This window comes from Odoribacter sp. AF15-53 (genome assembly GCF_003479425.1).
Classification (GTDB): domain Bacteria; phylum Bacteroidota; class Bacteroidia; order Bacteroidales; family Marinifilaceae; genus Butyricimonas.
The window spans coordinates 19,198-39,796 of record NZ_QUHC01000012.1; the positions used below are offsets into that span (position 1 = coordinate 19,198).

The 20,599-nt window shown below is 42.8% G+C and carries 14 protein-coding genes; 1 reads left to right on the forward strand and 13 read right to left on the reverse strand.

Annotated features, from left to right (window positions below; translation table 11 throughout):
- Positions 1 to 81: 81 nt before the first annotated feature.
- Positions 82 to 639: an RNA polymerase sigma factor gene (locus tag DWW52_RS17855; protein WP_118716931.1), complete on the reverse strand. Its 558-nt coding sequence runs from the start codon at positions 637 to 639 to the stop codon at positions 82 to 84.
- A gap of 234 nt (positions 640 to 873) precedes the next feature.
- On the opposite strand from DWW52_RS17855, the gene DWW52_RS17860 reads away from it, so the two are divergent.
- Positions 874 to 1,248: a hypothetical protein gene (locus DWW52_RS17860; protein WP_118716933.1), complete on the forward strand. Its 375-nt coding sequence runs from the start codon at positions 874 to 876 to the stop codon at positions 1,246 to 1,248.
- Positions 1,249 to 1,276: 28 nt separating this feature from the next.
- On the opposite strand, the gene DWW52_RS17865 is transcribed toward DWW52_RS17860, so the two are convergent.
- From DWW52_RS17865 to DWW52_RS17920, 12 genes are all read right to left on the reverse strand, one after another.
- Positions 1,277 to 2,758 (reverse strand): putative Ig domain-containing protein, encoded by a 1,482-nt coding sequence (locus DWW52_RS17865; RefSeq protein ID WP_118716935.1) that lies wholly within the window; start codon positions 2,756 to 2,758, stop codon positions 1,277 to 1,279.
- Positions 2,759 to 2,943: 185 nt separating this feature from the next.
- Entirely contained in the window at positions 2,944 to 3,948 is a 1,005-nt protein-coding gene (locus tag DWW52_RS17870) for a hypothetical protein (protein WP_118716937.1), read from the reverse strand.
- A gap of 18 nt (positions 3,949 to 3,966) precedes the next feature.
- Positions 3,967 to 5,562 carry a PKD-like family lipoprotein gene (locus DWW52_RS17875; RefSeq protein WP_118716939.1) on the reverse strand — a complete coding sequence of 532 codons (1,596 nt, stop codon included), beginning with the start codon at positions 5,560 to 5,562 and terminating at the stop codon, positions 3,967 to 3,969.
- Between the two features lie 39 nt (positions 5,563 to 5,601).
- The gene (locus DWW52_RS17880) at positions 5,602 to 6,360 is read right to left on the reverse strand and encodes a DUF4843 domain-containing protein (protein ID WP_118716941.1); all 759 of its coding nucleotides are present in this window, start codon (positions 6,358 to 6,360) and stop codon (positions 5,602 to 5,604) included.
- A gap of 18 nt (positions 6,361 to 6,378) precedes the next feature.
- Positions 6,379 to 7,899, reverse strand: a complete 1,521-nt coding sequence (locus DWW52_RS17885) for a RagB/SusD family nutrient uptake outer membrane protein (RefSeq protein ID WP_118716943.1) — start codon at positions 7,897 to 7,899, stop codon at positions 6,379 to 6,381.
- Positions 7,900 to 7,923: 24 nt separating this feature from the next.
- On the reverse strand, positions 7,924 to 11,358 hold the full coding sequence (locus tag DWW52_RS17890; RefSeq protein WP_118716945.1) for a SusC/RagA family TonB-linked outer membrane protein: 3,435 nt from the start codon (positions 11,356 to 11,358) through the stop codon (positions 7,924 to 7,926).
- A gap of 108 nt (positions 11,359 to 11,466) precedes the next feature.
- Positions 11,467 to 12,636 carry a FecR family protein gene (locus DWW52_RS17895; RefSeq protein ID WP_118716947.1) on the reverse strand — a complete coding sequence of 390 codons (1,170 nt, stop codon included), beginning with the start codon at positions 12,634 to 12,636 and terminating at the stop codon, positions 11,467 to 11,469.
- A gap of 84 nt (positions 12,637 to 12,720) precedes the next feature.
- Positions 12,721 to 13,281, reverse strand: a complete 561-nt coding sequence (locus DWW52_RS17900; RefSeq protein WP_118716949.1) for an RNA polymerase sigma-70 factor — start codon at positions 13,279 to 13,281, stop codon at positions 12,721 to 12,723.
- Positions 13,282 to 13,428: 147 nt separating this feature from the next.
- Positions 13,429 to 15,711, reverse strand: coding sequence for a DPP IV N-terminal domain-containing protein (locus DWW52_RS17905; protein WP_233556976.1), 2,283 nt, complete (start codon positions 15,709 to 15,711; stop codon positions 13,429 to 13,431).
- Between the two features lie 25 nt (positions 15,712 to 15,736).
- Positions 15,737 to 16,273 (reverse strand): peroxiredoxin, encoded by a 537-nt coding sequence (locus DWW52_RS17910; protein ID WP_118716951.1) that lies wholly within the window; start codon positions 16,271 to 16,273, stop codon positions 15,737 to 15,739.
- A gap of 6 nt (positions 16,274 to 16,279) precedes the next feature.
- Positions 16,280 to 18,253: a protein-disulfide reductase DsbD N-terminal domain-containing protein gene (locus DWW52_RS17915; RefSeq protein ID WP_118716953.1), complete on the reverse strand. Its 1,974-nt coding sequence runs from the start codon at positions 18,251 to 18,253 to the stop codon at positions 16,280 to 16,282.
- Between the two features lie 5 nt (positions 18,254 to 18,258).
- Entirely contained in the window at positions 18,259 to 20,589 is a 2,331-nt protein-coding gene (locus tag DWW52_RS17920) for a zinc-dependent metalloprotease (protein WP_118716955.1), read from the reverse strand.
- Positions 20,590 to 20,599: the final 10 nt, after the last annotated feature.

Consider the following 20,599-nt stretch of genomic DNA (forward strand, 5'->3'; position numbering starts at 1 on the left):
TTTTTTATTTTTTTCAAATATTAAAGAACGGCACTTGATAATTTTCATTGCCCAATATTTACAAATGACTGTATCACAAAATTATAACCCTAGAATAAAAGTTATCACGAAAAGATCCTGCAACTTCGTTTTCAACTGCTGACGGGCTCGGGCTTTATGCGTTTTTACCGTGTTCACGGAAACTTCCATGACCTCCGCTATTTCAATATTATTCTTCCCTTCCAGATGTAAAAGAATCACCCGACGTTGTTCCTGTGGTAGACTATCAATTTCTTCCATCACCACCCGATGCACCTCTTCCTCCACGACAGCATCTCCAAATCCCTCTTCTGACTTGAGTAATGCATATTCCACCCGGTAGTCCTCCTCCAACTTCTTCACCCGGATATAATTCAAACAACGGTGCCGCATGGATTGGTACAGGTACATTTTCAAATGCAAAACCGACTCTATTGTCTCCCTCGCTTTCCACAAATTAACAAACACATCCTGAGTAATATCCTCCACGACTTCCTCATCTCTCAACATTCGTACCCCAAATAAGCATAAAGCATTATAATACATATCGTAATAATAACGAAATGCACTTTCATCACCATTCCTAAAACCCACTAACTTATCTCCGACATTGCTTTCCATACACTTGTTGATCACTTACTTCACTCTTCAACTTGGGCAAAGGTATACAAATTAATCCCAATCGCAAAAACAAGACTTATTTTACCCGCCGAGATCAACTCGAAATAAATTCTTCATCCAAAATTCTCATAATTTTATCATATTTCCTATGTTTTCTTCTTATTTTTTAGTATACTTTTGATAAATTATTTCAATAATGGAATAGGTAAAAAATTAACATTTAAAATTAAAGTCATGGAACTAAAACATTTTGCATTCATCATTGTATTCATGTTAATCGCATTTTTTGCATTTCTTTATTTTTTAGACAAAGGATTCACGACAAGCCGGACAGAAACTCCCTCCTACCCGATAGAAAAGGAACAAGAGTCGGTGAAGGTGGAAAGAATTGCCCCGCGTGCCTCCTTCTTCGACTATGAAGAAACAGGTGAACATTCCGCCACCATCACTATGCGCCAAGACGAAGACGAGGGAACCTTTTGGGCAGGCATCATTCTTCCCGGACAACCGGATAGTGTACTCCTTGTATTTGATTCTACATTTACCAAGAATCCCGTAAGAGTAATACACGTGAGTAACACTTTACACCAGAATTTTCACCGCAAATGAAAGGCCACGCGATATATTGTCGTCCTTCTTAGTGTTGCGTTAAACGCAACACAACCGTCACGTGTGGCTCCAAATCCAACTTCAAAGATTCGTATTCCCCGAGATCCCGATGTAACCACACGTCTCGGACCAATGCTTTATTCACAAAGCCGGCAAGCTGTAAAGGTACTTCTACTTTTTCAGCTTGCTCCCCCCGGTTCATCACGGCTAAAGCAACTTCACCCTTGTAAAGCGGTTTTATCCAAATCTCACAATCCCCCTCTTTCTTTACCATTTTCCCTTGTATCCCCAATTGATCCTGATTAATAGCAATAATCTCCGGATTTGTCAAAATATTCAGAACCGAATCCGGCATATTCCGCACGTCATTGCCACTCAACAAAGGAGCAGCCATCATACACCACATACTCATGTGTGTACGATATTCCTTCAACGTACAGCCATATTGCACTTTTCCAGAATTAATACTCGAACTATTCCCGAATATTCCCACGACAAGCATGTCCGGATCATTCCAGAAACCGGGTCCCGCGTAATCGGCCAGTTCCCCGTTCACGTCAATAATATCCATAATCCCGTACAATCCGGTACCCGACTCCCGCAGATCCCAAGCGTCACGAATATCCTCCGTGGTACGCCAGTAATGTCCCCCGACTTCCTTCGCCCATTCCCATGGTTTCCGACGGCCCCATTCACAAATATTGTAAATAATGGAACGATCCGTAGCCCGCAAAGCCTCCCCCATCTTCCGGTAACGCACGATAGCCGTATCTCTTGAAGCCGGAGCCCCGCAATAATCGTATTTCAACAAATCCACACCCCATTCGGCAAAATCCCGGGCATCAACCTCCTCGTATCCCAAACTCCCACATACTCCCGCACAAGTATATTTCGATGCATCCGAATAGATTCCCAAACGGAATCCCCTCTCATGCAAATAGTCGGCAACATATTTAATCCCCCTTGGGAATTTTGTTGAATCAATCACGATATGGCCGTCCGCCCCCCTCTCTTTCAACTGCCACAAATCATCAATATTAATGTAGTTATACCCCAAATCCCTCATCCCATTCGCAATCAGAGCCTCTGCCGTCTCGATAATCAGAGCTTCCGTCAAATGCTGACCGAAAGTATTCCAACTATTCCATCCCATCACCGGAGTTAATGCCAACTCCTTCCCGATCCGAATTTGCAACTCGCTAACCTGACTCCCGTGGGCATTCTTTGCGGTAATTTTCACCCCGTAATCCCCCGCCTCTTTCACGACACCCCGGATAATCCCGGTCTTTTCGTTCAATGTCAATCCTTCCGGTAACCCCTCCACGGTCCACGTCATCGGCCTTTCCCCCGATGTCGGAATTGCAAAAATAAACTCCGTACCAGGATAATTTCCCACCACGTAAGGCGGATTTACACGAGGTCTCCCTTCAAACACACCATCGAATTTCTCTCCATTACCGGAACACCCGAACAAGGTAAACACCAATACAAACCACACAACCTTTTTCATAAGCTACTATTTAATGATTATAGCACAAATATAACAGATTCATATGCCAACTCATCCCTATTTTAACAAAAAAAGGAATGAGCCGATATAAATCTAAACTCATTCCTTTCGAAATTCAATGGCAGATAATTCAATTATCTCGTTTGAAACTTTAAAATAATATCTCCCAGATCCTCAAGTCGCTTTTATTTTATAAAAAACGGGTTAGTCATCTGTTCGCTGACAGATACAAATACATGACTAAAATTACCGTGTCCGGGTTCATACTCTATTGTATATACATTCCCTTTGCCATCATCCATTTTAACCACATTGCCATTACTATCCAATTCATAAATGGCAACTTCGGAATTATTTGTTTTAACCGTCACTTGATTACCGCTATAAGTAAAAGTCCTTGTGAAATCAGTCCCGTTAATAGCAGTCAACCGATTATCATTATAAGTATAATTATAACGGTTATACTCCGTGAAACCCGCTCCTCCGGGAACAGTAAACCATGTTAAAGTTTTGATTTTATCACCACCATATTCGGTTTCAGTCTTATACAAAGAACGTTCATATATTTCTTTATCTACCGGGTCATGTACATCATACATGATCCGATTTATACAAATATTACTATTTACATCATACTCATAAGTACTCGCAGTTGTCGTTTTCAATATATAATTATAGGCAAAATCATCCCCCACAACCTCGCTTTTCTCGTTCGGTTGATAACTTTGGATTGATAATTTTTTTATACTACCATTCGTATTTGTATAAACAGTTGTTCGCAAAATAGCTTGAGCCGATTTAGGAAGACTATCCCACAGCTGATAATTTCCCGTACCATACTTAGCACTCAAAATAGAATCCATACGATGAATAGAATCATTATCAATACTTGGAATCCAATCTTGCAATTCATAAGTAATACTACTTGTACTTCGAATTATTCCTATACCTCCAACGGTATCATTAGTCGCGTTTGTACGAGTAATATTCGACAACTCTTCTTTATCGTACTCCATTGTAAGAGTAAATTTCCCCCAGTGGCTATTAGTTCCTGATATTTTGGTAACCCGAAAAGCATTTTTCTTCGGTGAATATTGAAATTCATCCGGAGTATTGTATTTACTTTCCTCGTTACAGGCAACAGTTACCATAATGCAAACAAGCAAATATATAATATATTTATATTTCATAATCCTTTATTTTTACAATTAATCCTTTTGCGAAGTCGTTGCCGTAATTCTACCGAAACCACGGAACATGCCATGATAGTCTTTGTTCGCTTCAATACGGCCGGTATAAATAGAAATCGGAAGCGTCCTGACAAATCCTTCTTTTAAAGAAGGACTATACGTTGTGACAACCAACATATTGTTAGCAGAACTGGTCGTTCCCATTTCTCCCTGATTGTTTGTAAAATTCATCGAGCCATAACCTAACCAAACTGCCATAGAAGTAATAACTTCATCCGATGACTCCGTCGTTGGTACAACATAATCCTCCGTCACGACATTCATAATCAGATTAATGGTATAAATCTTATCTTCCGTGGCATAATAAATATAGTCCCGGTTATTCGTGCCACTAAAGAAAAGAGCTTTCTGGATATCCGGAAAACCGTTCAGATCTATAATTTTAGAAGGCATACCATTAATCAAATCTGGATCATTATAATAATACTCCTGTTTTGTATCATAACAATAAATCTTACCGTCAAGCTTCGGCTTTCCTGTCACGGGATCTTTCTCTTGAAGAATATTGTGAGTAATATTATTTCTGCCGGAGAACATGGCACGACAGGTAAAATCCTGTAATTTATTTGGATCAAAAGCTGCATCCGGCTCCAATTTCTTACTGTTTATCACACGAAGATATTTCGTTCCTTGAATTTCCAGGAAACGGCCATTCATCTCATCAAAACACAACCCGTAAGCCCATTCCGGTTGTGTTGCCAAACCAACCCGGTAATCCGACATATCACTGGTCAACAGATAATATGAAAAAGTATGGATTGCCTGTGTTTGATAGTAATGTGTATATAATTTACCCCCGATAACAATAGTTTCTATACATCCCGCGTTAGAAGAAAAACCTAGACTCGTTACATTATAATTTTTGGGATCAATCATAAAACTACTCCCGTTCCCATCTATGTAACTATAATCGAAGGGATCAATCCTGTCAACACTACTATTGGTACCGATCGTCATAAAACGCCCATAAACACCGTAAGTCGTAGAAAGAATCGCTGTTCCCACTCCGGCTATTTTCCGTTTATTAACTAACGAAAACAAATTACGCATCGTTGTATCTTGAGCTTTCTTAAAACCAGAACTGAAACAATAAGCACGGATTAAAGAAATATCGGAAGTTTGTTCATCTTCAGTCTCGGAGATAACCAAGCCGGAACCAAAAGGCGTCTCAACCTTTATCTTAAAAGTTTGTTCCTGTTTGATGCCCGTAGTATTGTCCCATACCTCGTATAGCAAATTATAGGCAATAGTTTGAGGTTGTAAATCCACACGTACTTTCAAAGTCATGGTACTGTCCAATACCGTGGGTACGATATAATTACCACTCACGGTCCAACGGTATGATAACTCTGTATCACTTACACCTTCTTTATACACGATCGGCTTGATTTCCAACGTATCATAAGCAAAAACAGAATATTCCGTATTTGCCCCTCCTAAATCTATATTGATAGGATTGACCAACGTATAATTCAAAGAAGATTTATCCTCGTAACAGGAATGTAAGAAACCTGTCAGGCATACTAAAAATAATATAATTTTCTGCATTTTCATGGTGTCTATCTTTAGTTATTTAACCACTTCCGGAATTTATTAAGGCATAGTTACCGGTTTCCCTTTTTCTTCGCCATCCTCGTGTTTCAATGGATCTTGCGGATGTTTTCGGTTATAATCTTCCAAAGCAACTTTTACCATGGCGGCATACGCTTTCACTTCATACAAAGTCATGGTCCATCTTTCCGGATCCGGATTATTTTTATCCGAACTTCCATTCGTACTCCAGTATGGAATAGAAGTCAGCCCCGTAGTTTCCAGAATAAAACGATACCAGGAGTTGGAGTAAGGACCGAAGTAATTCTTTATTCTGCTCCAATTGGAAGGCTGCGTAAGTTTATTCGTCAAAGAAACTGTAAAAGTATAACCGTACAAATCGACCCCGGGAAAATCTTTATTAGCAACTAAACGAAGACGAATTTGATATACCGAATCATCCAACACCCGCAAATAATTCACCCGAAGAGGAATATACCCTTTGTATTCGTTTGCTTCGATACAGCCTTTCCCAACACTAAACATATCGGCTTCTGCCGTGTGCAACGTATCGTCCAGAACCGCTTCCATTACAACTTCCCGCACCCGATCCACGGCAGAACCTGAAATTTGCAACGGAAGTTTTATCGTATCGAAACCTATTTTTATACGATCCATATTCTCCACAAAAGTATATGACCTGTAACTTTCCCCGAAATAAACCGTCGGAGATTCCTCATACATCGTTACTCCTTCCCGCTCACAAGAACCGAACAAGAAAGATACTAGTGCAAGACAACCTATAAATACATTAAATTTCATCTGATTCTGTTTTAATAATTATAACTCTGCATCATTTTTATAATCTTCTCGACCACCCAAATCAACTTCAGTACGGGGAAGAGGGAGTATAAATGCTTTATCTCCTTCTGCCGTGGCATTGGGAATAATAAGTCCTAAACGCTTGTAATAGTAAAACATCTGCCCCTCCCCGATATACTCTTTACGCCATTCCTTCGTGATCTCCTGTTCGATCGCATCCTTGGTCAGGGTTTCAGGCAAATTATCTTTTATATCCAGTCCTCTTGCCAGTCGAACCTCATTCAACAACTGAATAGCTTTCTTCGGCTCGTTAAGCCGATTGTAACATTCTGCCGCATAATAATACATTTCAGGTTTTCTGATCATGGGCATTTTATTTTTAGAAGCCGATTGAGTTTCCGGCTCCTCTTTCAATTTGAGGAACAGATAATGTTGCCTGTCTACCTGATCATAGAGATAATTATAACGAACGTCATTTCCACCACCGGCAGTAATCTCGAACAACTCATCGGCACGTGCTCCCGTATGAAAAAAATACTTGTTATTTTCACTCACGTTAATACCTGATTGTGTCTTGAATTGCTCGACATAATCTTTTAAAGATTCATACATATTATGTATATCTAAACTGAAAATATGCTCGGTAGTAAACGATAAATCACGGGTCGTCTGTGTTGCATTTATAACACTCCGATCCAAATTTACCCAAGAAATAGGGCTGGGAGATTTAGTAAAAAACGAAGCGCGTTCCAATGCAGCCTCATACTTTCCCTCCCACATATAAACCCGAGCCTGGGTCGCCCTGGCCGCATAATAATTGAAAAATCCCCTAGGCGTATCGTAAAAACCATCATCATTCGGAAGTTCGTAATCCTCATCCTGAGTTTTTTGATGATAAACATCATTATAAGCAAGCAAATCCTCGGCAACCGCCAAATCTGCATGAATATACTGCAACACTTCCCGGACAGTCGATTGCTTCGTCGTTTCCTTGCTATACCTGGTAACGTATGGAATACACAATTTATCCAGATTAGACGGTGTATTCACGAGATCTCCCCAACCGAACATACGAAGCAGGTCAAAATGCAGGAAAGCACGTAACCCCAACGCTTGCGCCTTGATATTAGCATAATTAACTGGATGAAGGATCTTTTTTTCATCTTCGATATATTCCAAAATAGCGTTTAAATTAGCAATAACCTTGTATTGTTTTGACCAAATACCGTTAATCATACTTTCCACGTTGGAAGTTGAGTAGGAATACAACTTCACGTTTTGATATGGATTAAAAGTATTTACAAATTCATACTGCTGGGCCAATACCTCCAAAAAAGTATAAGTCAACTCACGCCCGTAAAGAGAAGCATCTCCCATTAACATATAACAACCGACCAATGCATCTTTGAAACCCGATTCTGTTTCAAACATTTTATCCTGTTTGACCTCCGTCTTGGGCTGCACGTCCAACCAGTTGGAACAGGAAGATATTGTAAAAGCGAGACCTGCTGCCAGGCTCATATATAGAGAATGTTTCATATCTGTTAGCTTTAATAGTACAAATTATAAAGTAATGGACAATGACATGTCAAACGTTCTGGCAAACGGATAATCCGTTCCCCGTTCAACTTTAATAGTTGAAAACTTATATAAATCATTGACAGTACATCTCAACACGATTCTTTCCAACCCTATTTGTTTTACAAATGCGTGACGGAAAAAGTCATAAGAAAGCTGAAGAGAAGAAATCGTCAATTCATTATTTTTCTGCACGAAGCGAGTCGTCGGATACGTTTGGGGAGAAGCCATTTCATCCTGTCCTGCCACGTAAACTTTACCCAAAGCCTTATAAGGAGAAACATCTCCGGGTTTTCTCCATCTGCCTGTAAAAATACGGCGGTCAACATTATTATTCAAATCTGCATTCTCCACCTTATTAACTAGAGTTGTGTTATACATCTTTCCTCCCCACTTGTAAGTACACACGGCATTAAAGCCTAATCCTTTATACTCGAAACTGATACCAGCGTTACCGTTGATTTTAGGTAAGGCATCACCGCACACAACCTGTTTGTTTCCGTCATAGTTAAACGTACGATACTGGTTACCATTCTCGTCCGTAACCAAATAAATCTCCTTCCCGGTTGCCGGGTCTATTCCCAATGAAGGCACCGCCCAGATGGCATCCATAGACACTCCGTCATAATACTTACTCAACGGCTTATTCGTACTGGTTGCTAAAGCAGTCTGTTGCTCGTTGTAAGATTTCATGGCACCCGAAATTTCCTTTAACGTATTCTTATTATGCGACATCATCAACGAAAAACGCAGATAGGAACGATCCGACGGACGTTGCCAGGCTATGGCTGAAATAGAAGCATCAAACCCTTTGTTTTCCACCTTACCGATATTTTCCTGCACGGTGGAAAAACCTGTAGAAGGAACCAAGTCGATAGGATTCACCGTATTGTTGGTCGTCTGGATATAATATTCAAAAGACAAGGCATACCGGTTCTTATAGTTAAAGTCAAGACCAAAATTATACTCCATCTTTTGTTGCCATTTCAAGGTTTCATTTCTCATCCCTTTCAACTGGGCTCCTAACAAATTATTGTAATGACTATCTAAAAAATAGTTGTAAGATGCGATGGCATTATAAGCCGCCGTACTCTGCGAACCTGTTGAACCTGTCGTCGCCCTCAACCTCAACTGGCTGATATCTGTTCCCTGTAACCACGCCTCATTATGCAAGTTCCAACTGGCACCGAAACTCCAGAATTCTCCCCAACGGCTGTCGGCTCCATACTGACTGGAAGCACTCTGGCGAAAAGTCCCGTCAAAATTGAGACGATTGTCAAAAGAATAATTCAAAGACAAATAATACCCCACCTCACGGGTCGTACTTTCACTCCCCTTGGGTTTACTGTCTTCCACGTATTGGCGGGCAAAAATAATATCGTTCATCTTATCGCTCGGGAAACCCTCCGCGTTATGTTCATTCGTAATATACTTACTTTGCCCTATATTAAAACCTGCATTGACGTATATCGTGTGATGGGTCGCAAACTCCCGACTATATTGCACGTCGATTTTCCCGTCCAAATTACTTTGTTCGCCATTAACCAGTTTATAAGTTCCTTTTTTATACTGGTCTTCACCTGTCATATTTCTAAATTTCAGATGATTGGATGGATAAAAATCATCCTCACGACTACGTTTCTCCGTCAAACCGAGACGTCCGGTCACCTTCATACCTGTAAAGGCAAACCACTGAATCTCAAAATTATTGATAAACTCGAAATATTTATCCTGCAACAAGGTATTCAATTGTGCATTATAAAGCGGATTGGCTTTAAATTCTATATCCTTATACCAATTATTCACCATGACACTGTTTCCTGCATCCAAATGAGGAACAATATTTTCAGAAATATTCCCATACTGGTCATAAGGCGTATAATAAGGGTTCAAAGCAGCGTATTCACTGAACGAACCGTAAGGTGAATCGTTCGCCACGTTGGAAGTAATAGTCGTTTGATTCCGGAAAAGGAACTTCTCTCGACGATACGATAAAGAAACACCACCGGAAATAGTCGTACGATCGGAACCTTTCATAACCCCCTTGATACTATTATACGACAAATCAATAATAGACCTCAACTCCCTATCTCCCAACTCCACGGAAATACCATGTTTCGTACCAATTCCCAATCGTACCGGTTTAGATAGCCAGTCTGTATTAATACCCGACACAACGGCAGCAAGTTTCTGATTGTAAATTTTCTCCGCCATTCGTTGGTTGTCATAATTTGCCTCTTCATCATCATACATGCCGAATTCCTTCTCTATTTCCAGCTTTTCGGCCGCATTACACAAATTGTAGGAAGTCAAGTCGGGAGCCTCGATAGACACACTACCATTATACGTCACCCGCAAATCACCGGAAGGATTTTTCTTTAATTCAATTACAATCACTCCATTAGCAGCCTTCGAACCGTAAATAGCCTTAGCAGAGGCATCCTTCAGAATCGTCATGCTCTCCACTCGATCCATATCCAAATCCATCACTTTTTGAATGGAAACTTCAAAACCGTCCAACACGAAAAGAGGAGCGTTCGGATCACTCTCATACGTGGCCTTCAGGTCTGTCCCTTCCATATTGATAGACGACTTACCTCGCAACACGATCTCGGGCACCGCATTCGGATCGGAACCCAATGCCATATTATCAATAAACAAGATCGAAGGATCAAGGTTTTTCAAGGATGACAACACATTCGAATTACCTACCCGTTTCAACTCCTCGCTACTGATTGTCTTGACCGAACCGGTAAAAGTATTCGCCTTACGCTCGAAAACACCGTTCACAACCACCTCTTCGATGTTTTTAGTTTCTTCTTCCATCTCCACGACAATCTTTTTACCCGGAGTTATTTCTTTCTCCACCGGTTTCATACCGATAAACGAAAATACCAGCATCGACTTTCCTGCCTTTGCAGCCGGGAACTTGAATCTCCCGTCCAAATCCGTGGAAGTACCGATTGTCGTTCCCTTTAACAAAACAGTTACACCGGGTAACGGGTTCCCGTCCGTATCCGTAACTTCTCCGATATAAACATCATCCTGTTTGCGAACACCCGGTTTTTCTTTCGAAATCACAATTGCGTTATTCTCGTACACGTACGTGAACTGTGTTCCTGTTAGCAAACGATTCATCACGGAATCAACCGTCACGTTCTTCAAATCCAGAGAAACCGGATTAATCACTTTCAATTCCTCTGCATTGTACATGAAATTCAGCCCCGTTTGTTCCTTGATTGATTTAAAAACAACACGTACATCGACTTTACTCACCTGAATGGTCACTTTTTGGCTTTGTCCCATGGAAATCAACGGCATCCATAGAATAAAACACAGCCCCAAAAGCCCGATTCTTCGTTTAGCTATTTTCAAGTTTGTTAACCTAGAAAAGAGCGCCTGCTTTCGATTTTTTTTCATAAATTTGAAAATTAAAATTATACATAGAAAAAGGATGATATAGTTATCCTTTACAGCCGAACGTCGAGCCACCGACTTTCGGCTATTTTTATCCTTTTTAATTAAAAATCACTCTTTACCGTATACCGTAATCGTTCTACCATTCATCTCGAACACGACACTCCCGGTCTTCTCAAGAATACTTAGTATATCCTTTATCTCCGTGAAACGAGTCGCATCACCGGTGAAACGCAAATTCTTCACCTTTTCATTAGCATAGAAAACCTTCGCATCATACCATATACTCAATTGTTCCATGATCTCCTCCAAACGATCGTTCACGAACACGAACTCTCCGGACTTCCAAGCGGTATAAGTATATACATCCACGTCTTCCAGTCTAACACTCCCGGTTCCCGAATCATACTCCAACATCTGGTTAGGTCTCATCATCATTTCCTGCCCCGTGGAAACTATCGTAACTCCCACCTTACCGTTCACCAACGTGGTTCGAACAATTCCTTTCCGATGAGTATTTACGCTAAACGCTGTCCCGTATACTTTTACATTCACGTCATCTGTAATCACGTGAAACGGCCTCAATGTATCTTTAGTCACTTCAAAATAAGCCTCTCCCGAAAGATGTACCTCCCGTTTATCGGAAACAAATGTCACGGGATATCTCAAACGAGTATCCGCATTTAGATACACAACCGTCCCGTCAGACAGGGTTACTCGAAACTCTCCACCCCGAGGAGTTACCAATTCATTATATTGTTGCTTCACCACCTTATCAGAATTATCTTGATAAATCAACAATCCCTCCTCATCAAGAGCTTTTACCCCATTATTCACGAGAATTTCATTCAAGGTATCCTGTTTACCCAAAACCATACTTTGCCCTCCCGAAAGAATCAAGGTGGCTTGCTTCTTACCCGCGGTAATAGATACCGGCTCCTGTTCTCTCCTCAATCCGTCACGACCGGGCAAATACAACATGAACATCACAATAGCACATGCAGCGACCGCTGCCACATACCCAAACCACCTTCTTACGAACACACGGTGTCGATATCCTATTTTTCGTTCGAAAAACCTCAAAGCCCTCTCTTCGTCAATTTCCGCAAATACCTCTTCCCGTTTCCTATTCTCCATCTCCATGTATTGCATATCAAAAAAAACTTGATGACTAGGATTTCGTCGAATCCATTCGGATAACTCCGTTTCCTCCTCCCGGGTTATTTCTCCCGTAAAGCGGCATTTTATCAATTCAATGATCCGGTAATGATAGTCGTCCATATTTTCTTATTTTGAATATAAGACAACATGGATCAAGAAACGGGGGATCGAAAAAACAAAAAAAAATCTACTCCCAAAAGTAATTTAAATCATATCGAATAAAAGAAGTAACAAGAAAGCATGTCCCATTTTTCCCCGGATATAACGCACGGATTCCTTCTTTGCCGTTTTCACCGTCTCCGAAGAAACATTCAATAAAACAGCTATCTCCTCGTTTGTCTTTCCCTGCAAATAAAGTTTAAAGATCTCCTTTCTTCGCTGCGGTAACTCTTCCACGTGCCGAAACAATGTACGATAAAGCTCCTCCTGCATGATTTTCAAATCCAACTCGTCATCTTCCTCCCGGTTCAACAAGGAATAAGAAATATATTTTTGTTCCACATCCTTATGCTTCAGATAATTTAGACAAGCATTACGGATCGAAGTATACAAAAAAGTACGAAAACTATTATAAGAAAGATATTCAGTCTCACTCTCCCACAACTGAGCGAAAAACTCCTGCACGATATCCTCACCGACCTCCCGATTTCCCACGTAACGCATTGAAAAATAAACCAAAGATTTATAGTAATTTTTAAATAAATAACGAAAAACCTCCGGCTCCTTCCGGTTAATCTGTTCAATAAATACGTCCTTGTTCATCATTGCTTTACAATCTCACGTGCGATTTTATGATACAAATATAAAATAATCTTTTTACATTAATCATGACAAATACACAAATCAGAGATTAAAAAAAATCATTAAGGACATAACATATACATTCAAAAAGAATCATTAAAATCTTATTCTTCACATATTATCCTTCACCTCCAACAAATACCTCGCAAAATGTTGCCACATCTTCCGGTAATAAAAATCCTTAGCCGGTCCCATATATCCGTGCTTCTGTCCGGGCAGAAGCACCAGCTCGAAATCCTTTTTCGCTATGATCAAAGCATTCACTAAACGTAACGTGTTCGCCGGATTCACGTTATCGTCCGCATCCCCGGTAACCAACATCAAATGCCCTTTCAACTGCTTGGCTAACTCGATATTCGTCTTGATGCAAAATTCAAAACTCACGCTATCCTCTTGTTGAACCTCTTTTATCCCGTGATGAATCTCGCTCCACCCGTAATCATAAATCGTGTTGTCATGATTTCCGGAAGAAGCCACCGCCGCTTTATAAAAATCCGGATAAGTACAAATCGCCGTCACCGCCATCGCTCCCCCTCCGGAATGTCCGAATATTCCCACCCTTGTACTGTCAATAAAAGAATACCGTCCGATCAACTGCTCCAGTCCGTACTTATTATCGGCCAACGGATAATCCCGCAGATTTCCATACCCGTACGAGTGATAAACTCTCCCCCGGTAAGGACTTCCCCCTCTATTCCCGAAGCAAACCACGACAAACCCCACTTGGGCCAATTGCGGGGCTCCCGATAAAGACGAGCATTCAAAATCCACAGGGATATATTCCGTCCAGGGCCCCGGATACACATATGATATAACGGGATATCGTTTTGTCGAATCAAAATCCATAGGTTTATACATCACCCCGTATAAATCAGTACAATCATCTGCCGCCTTCACAGTAAAACACTCCGGTTTTCTCCACCCCGTCTCGTACAAATTCCTCAAATCAGGAGCTTCCAACTCCCGTATCAACTTCCCGTCCCAATCCCGCAAAACATTCCTCGGCGCCTGATCCGGACGAGAATAAGTATCCACGAAATAACGCCCCGAAGGAGAAAAAGTCACTTGATGATTCCCTTCTTCCGGTGTCAACATCTTCACGTTCCCCTTGCCATCCAAATCCACCCGATTCAAACGGGCATAATAAGGATTCCCGCCTTTCACCTGCCCATATCCCTCGAAATAAAGCACCCGTCTCGTCGTGTCAATCCGAACAATCTTCCCGGAGGTCCATTCCCCGGACGTTACTTGATTTTTCAAATTTCCCCTGCTGTCATACAAGTAATAATTTCCCCACCCCGATCGTTCCGACCACCATAATATCTCGCTGCCATCATTCAGGTAAGCAATCGAGTACAAATCATCATTCAAATAAGGTAAACTTTTCTCGTGAATCACAACCCTCACATCTCCCGTTTCCGTGTTCACCGCACAAATCTCCAACTCCTCCCGCGTACGCTTCTTACGCTGGATAAAAAGCTGATTCGAACTCTTCCCAGCGTAAGATAACCACAACAACTGATCTTTCCACTTCTCCATTTTCACCTTCACCTGCCTACCGCCAACCACATCACACACCGAAGCTTCATATTGCGGCACATGCACGTCTCCCGCCAATGCTGTCTTATACGTTCGCACTGTCGGCCGTTTTCCCGAAATCGAAATCAATGGTAATTCCCCCACTTTCCTCAAATCCTCCCGGATCACGTACATCTTTTTCGAATCACCGAACCACTCCGCACGAGTTTCCACCCTCCCGCTTGTTGTGTCATCCCCCTTACTTCCGTACGAGAAATATCGCTCCCCGTCAAACGTCAACCTACTCTCAATCGAATCCTTCACCCGCATCACGTAAAGATCATGACATTTCACGTAAGCCACATATGCGCTATCCGGTGAATATTTACCAAACATCACCTTCTTCTTAACCGAAACAGGAATTTCACGTTTCCCGGTATCCAGCAAAAGTACCTCTTTCTTTAAATCATATCTGAAATTTTTCCCGGCATACCTAAACTCCACCTCTCGATCATCCTTCGAAAACACCAAATTCGGTAAAAACAACTCGTTTCCCTTCACCTCTTTCTGCACCCACCGACTCAAATCCCCGGCCAATCGTTCCCTGTTAAAAAGCTCCTTCTTCACGTTAGTCTTGGGATCCACGTAATAATAACGAGTCCCGTCCCCAGTTTTAAAAGAATACCAGAAACGATCACTCCCATTTATAAAATGAGGGGTTACATTCATAGAACCGACCAACATTCCGAATTTCATACTCGTAAACCGTTCCGCCTGTTCAAAATTAGCCTCCCGACCTGACTTTTTCCCTTCTATACTTTGTGCTGATAACTCATTCACGGCCAGCAAAAGCATCATGTAACCCCAGATTCTCATATTTATAAAATAATCTCGTTTATATCTATTTTTTCTCTTTCAACGCCTTATCAATAGCTTCCAGCATCACCTCCCAAGTTCCGGGCATGTAACTTGGCCCGTGATACACGATCTTCCCTTTCCGGTCAACTACAAAATACCGCGGGATACCTTGATTATAAAAAAGAGAAGCTATCCCGAAATCCTCATCCAAACCAAAGGGAAAAGTAAATCCCAGACGTTCCTGAAACTTCTTGACCTCCTCCAAATTCTTATATTTCACCAGAATCGGGATAACCACCAAATCCTTTCCTTTAAAACGCTCGAATATCCCCTTCTCGAACTTCTTCAATCCCGCAATACACGGCCCGCAATGAACACCCACGAAATCCAACAACACGACCTTTCCGCGCAACTTCTTCATTTTAACAGTTTTCCCGTTTGTCATTTTCACCTCAAAATCCGGAACCATTTGCCCCGTCCAAACCTTAAACCCGTACTTTTCGGGATACGTCTCTATCTGGGCGTCCGAAAACTTCACGCACCCGACCAATACCAGCACCAATACAATAATTCGTTTCATATCAATTTATTTAATATTTATGATCTCTATTTTTTCCGTCACCGGGGGCATACAAATCGTCTCATCACAAGCCTGATAAGTCACCGTACAAACCATCTTATCAACATCGGTTTCAATCTTTATCGGCTGTATAAAAACAACCGTTCCCTCGTAAATCCGCACCTTGGGGTCCGCATCATACGCCTTTCCTTCCGGGGTTTCAAGCTTCCCGTCAGCCCGAACACCTTCCGGATATTCAAATTGAACACTTGTCAACACGTAGGCACCTTCCTCCCCGGCACCCGAATAAATATGAAAACCCTCCTTTATCGCGAACTGCACCCGAATCTCATTCCCCTTCCTCGATGCTGTCACGACTACCGGATTCTCCTGTTGTACTCCTCCCCGACTTTCCACCTTCTGCCCCGGGAGTCTCATTCCTCGCTCCTTGTCAACAAATTTATACCCACATGATTCCGTAAAAATCAATCGTCCTCTCGCTCCATTCAACCACGCACTCCATTCTTCCGCTGTTGAAAAATGTTCCACCGAATAACGATTCAACAACCGCTCTCCCCTCTCCCTCTCTTCTCTCGCCCCCCCCAGCAACCCGATAGCCTTATCCAACAGTCGTACGTCTCCCACCGCGATACCCAATTGTTTCAAATCCTCGTCCACCGTGAAAGAAAAATCACCCGTTCCCCCGTAAAAATAATCCATATTTTCCTCCAAGTAACGACGATACGCTTCCACACCCGGACACCCGACCCGTTCCCCCTCTTTCTTCAAATAATAATTCAAATACTCCTCGTACCCTCTTACCTCCTGACGTTGCGGCCATGCCTGACTCATCAAATCACCCGGTACCTCTTTCCCTGCGGCATTCAGATTCTCCACCTCCTGTTTCAACTCCATCAACTTCTCGTTATAAGCCTCCCTCGAACTCACGTATCGGTTGAACGCATCCCGGTCGAACAAAGCCAGTTGTTGGCGCAACTTATTCCTCGTCACGTAACCATTCTCGTACTTTCGGGTTACAGGCACCTGCCCCCCGTAATGACTGATATAACATATCGCGTTCACGAACACCCGTTGCGCGGCCTCCGTCATGTAACCCGGATCGGCAGCGAACCCCCACATGAAAAAGTTCCCGTGCCTCCCGATAGACACCGCATCCCGTTTCTTATCACTCACTCCTCCCGCTATTCGTTCCCCATCGCCATTTTCCTCGAATCCATCACCAAAAGCCACGAGCCCCTGTCGATACCGATTCCGTCCTCCTTCGCGATAACCCTCCGTTTGCACCCGCCACATATCCATCACCCCGGAAACCATCACCCCTTCCACCCCGGAAACTGCGGACGAGGGGGCAATACGTCTCTCATATTTCAACTCGACAGGCAAAGGTTCCTTAAAAATCGGGTGATCCACGCACAAATCATACCCGTGAGCATCCAGACAACGGCAAAACCAGTTCAGCTTCAACCCCAGAGCCGCCCCAAGAATCCCAGCTTTATCCCCCACGAACAGAGTCGGTTTACTATACTGATCCGAGAAATAACGGGCCGAGAACAACTCTTTTGTATCCACAACATTTTCCAGCTTCTTACGCACACTCTCGGATAACAGATCAAGATTCAAAGAGTTCGTTTTCGTACTTTTTTTCCCCGGTACAACCGCTTCCGGCACCGCATCAAAAATAATCACATCATAATCCCCGGTCATTTCTTCCCGGTAATCCCGCGCATCCACGGTCCCGACCTTGACAAAATGCGACTTCAACAACTTCTCAAAAGCAGGCATACGCCCTCTCATATCTTCCTCGTAACGACTTTCCGCGATACCCGCACCATGAGCAAAATTCATCGGAGGTAATCTCTTGCCCGGATCAATCCCGACATACAAGACACGAAGATTCTGTTTATGGTCTGTATTCTGGCGGCACCCATTGACCGCCAGAAATAATACTACAGACATCAAACATAAAACACACCTTTTCATCACGATTATTTTTTAAGCTTAGCAGCCAGACTTCTAAAGTATGCCCCTTCTCCGGCATCCGGGTGAGATTTTCCTAATTGTTCCAATTTTTCCTTCATCTCCCGGGTATGCATTACCATCACCATACTATATTCATCGGATTTCGACTTTCCCTGCACCTCTCTCATACCCTCAACCATGCCTTTCACGTAAGAATATTGCATATTTTTCCGATGAACGCTTGTCACTCCCGAAACCTTATAATCATCAAAAATCATCCTGTCGAGATCAGCGAAAAACTCCTTCACCGAATAAGCGTCCTTCCCTCCGGCAACTTCCCCCCGAAACAATATTTCGATATTCCCCTCCTCTAATTTTTCTTTCAGCCAAGAATCAGCAAACCGTCTTAACATCTCCTCGGCGGTCAACCAACCGTTTTGCACGCTAAGCTCACTATTATACCACGTTGGAATACCTGCAAACAAGTAACGATTCAAAAACTCCATTGCCTCCTTTTGTTCCTTGCGGGATACATAAGACACGGGGCGTTCGTCACTCCCTTTTATCACGGGAGCGGTATACCGCCCGCCAATCAATCCTCCGACATTCTTCAAATAATCATTATACAAGGAATGTACCTGGCTATACATACCCTTCAATTCTTCCCATGACTCCCCGTCTGTTTTAGCTGTAATCTCTTCTAACCTCGGGTATATCCTTTCCAAATTTTTCATTCCCAATTCGACCACCGCAACACGATCTTTCCCCAAATCGCCCCGGGTCCCCAGGGGATCTACTTTGTCATACCCTCTATACCGCAAAACTTTAACTTTCCTTACGGATTGACACAACTGATCCAACACCTTCTTGTCCTGTTCCGGGTCAGGCGTGGCGGAATATTGCTTATATCCCCACGTGATAGCCCAACGGTCGTAGGAACCGACACGGGGAATCAAATCCTTCACATTCACCCCGTCACCCGGCTGCACGGCATAATTAAAAGGCAATTCGTCCGTCACGGAAACGGTATAACCATTCTCTGCAAGCCATTTCGGATCTCTCATCTGTTTTGCTGTAAAAGCCATACTAGCGGCATAATTGGGAAGTAAACCAAAAACTTTCGCCACTTCAGAAGACACCCTATAACGCAATATATCCATAGCCAAAGCCTCGCAAGCCCTATCATTCACGATACGCTCGTCAACCATCCCGCATTGCAACAGATAATTTGCCATTTCACTTTGTATAAAATAGTACGATATATTCAAACGGCATTTCAGGATTTCACCCGTTCTCGGATGCGCTAAAATTGAAGAACTTATACCCCCGCTAGTAGGAGAACAAGTCACAACAGCATCAGCCAAAGCCAAATCAACCGTTTGATCCGCATCTTTCACTTGCAATGCCCCCTTAAACCCAGCCTGCTCAAAAGCCACCTGCCACGCCAATATTCCTTCCCGAATCGCCGGGCGAAAACGTTCCGGCACCTCCTGAGATATATAAAACACAATCGGCTTTTCCGGGGCTACCAACTGGTTGCGCTCCACGAGAGCTTGATCCTCCGGGGCAATAGAAAGATTCCACTTGTATATCAACGACATTTTCTCCACTCCTTGCGGATTACGCCCGTAATCCAAGTAACTCAACGTCCGATAGCCAACCCTCGGATCCGCGTAACGTACTACCATGGACTTCTCCGGCAACACCCGGATAATACACGCCATCTCTATCGGAGTTATTCCCTCCTTTCCCGGTATGCCCATGAATCCCTGCTTTGCGAACGAGTGAACCCGCACGACAGAAAACTTAACCCCGTCTTCCAACCTCTCCACTCCCGTCACCTCGCATTTAGAAGCATCTATCGCTCCTCTCTCCGCACTGCCGAACCACTCCGGACTACTCTTCACCAATGCCGTGATATCAACAATCGGACTTTTCCCATCCGCCCCGTATGCCACAACATTATATAAAAAATCTACCGGTTCCAGCACCCGTTCCGACATCAGTTTATACATCCCCGAAGTCGTATCGGACACCCGTTCCCCCAGTATGCCTTTCGACAAAGACACCCTATGTCCCGGTTCCATTTTAAATACAACAACCCCCAGCCCTTCTGTCAAAGTATAAGATAACCCAGTGCCGCGCACCACGCATCCCGACAAAAACATCTCCCGTCCCAGCATCTTTACCGGAATCTCCAGATAACATTTATCCCCCATTCGGTAAACAGGCAAAATTCCATCCGTTTTTTCTACTTCCGCTTTATTAAAAGCCGAAAACACCATCGGTTCTTTTCCTTGCGCGAAAACGCCAACCGACAATACCAACAATACTATACTTATCAAATATCTTTTCATAACCAATCAC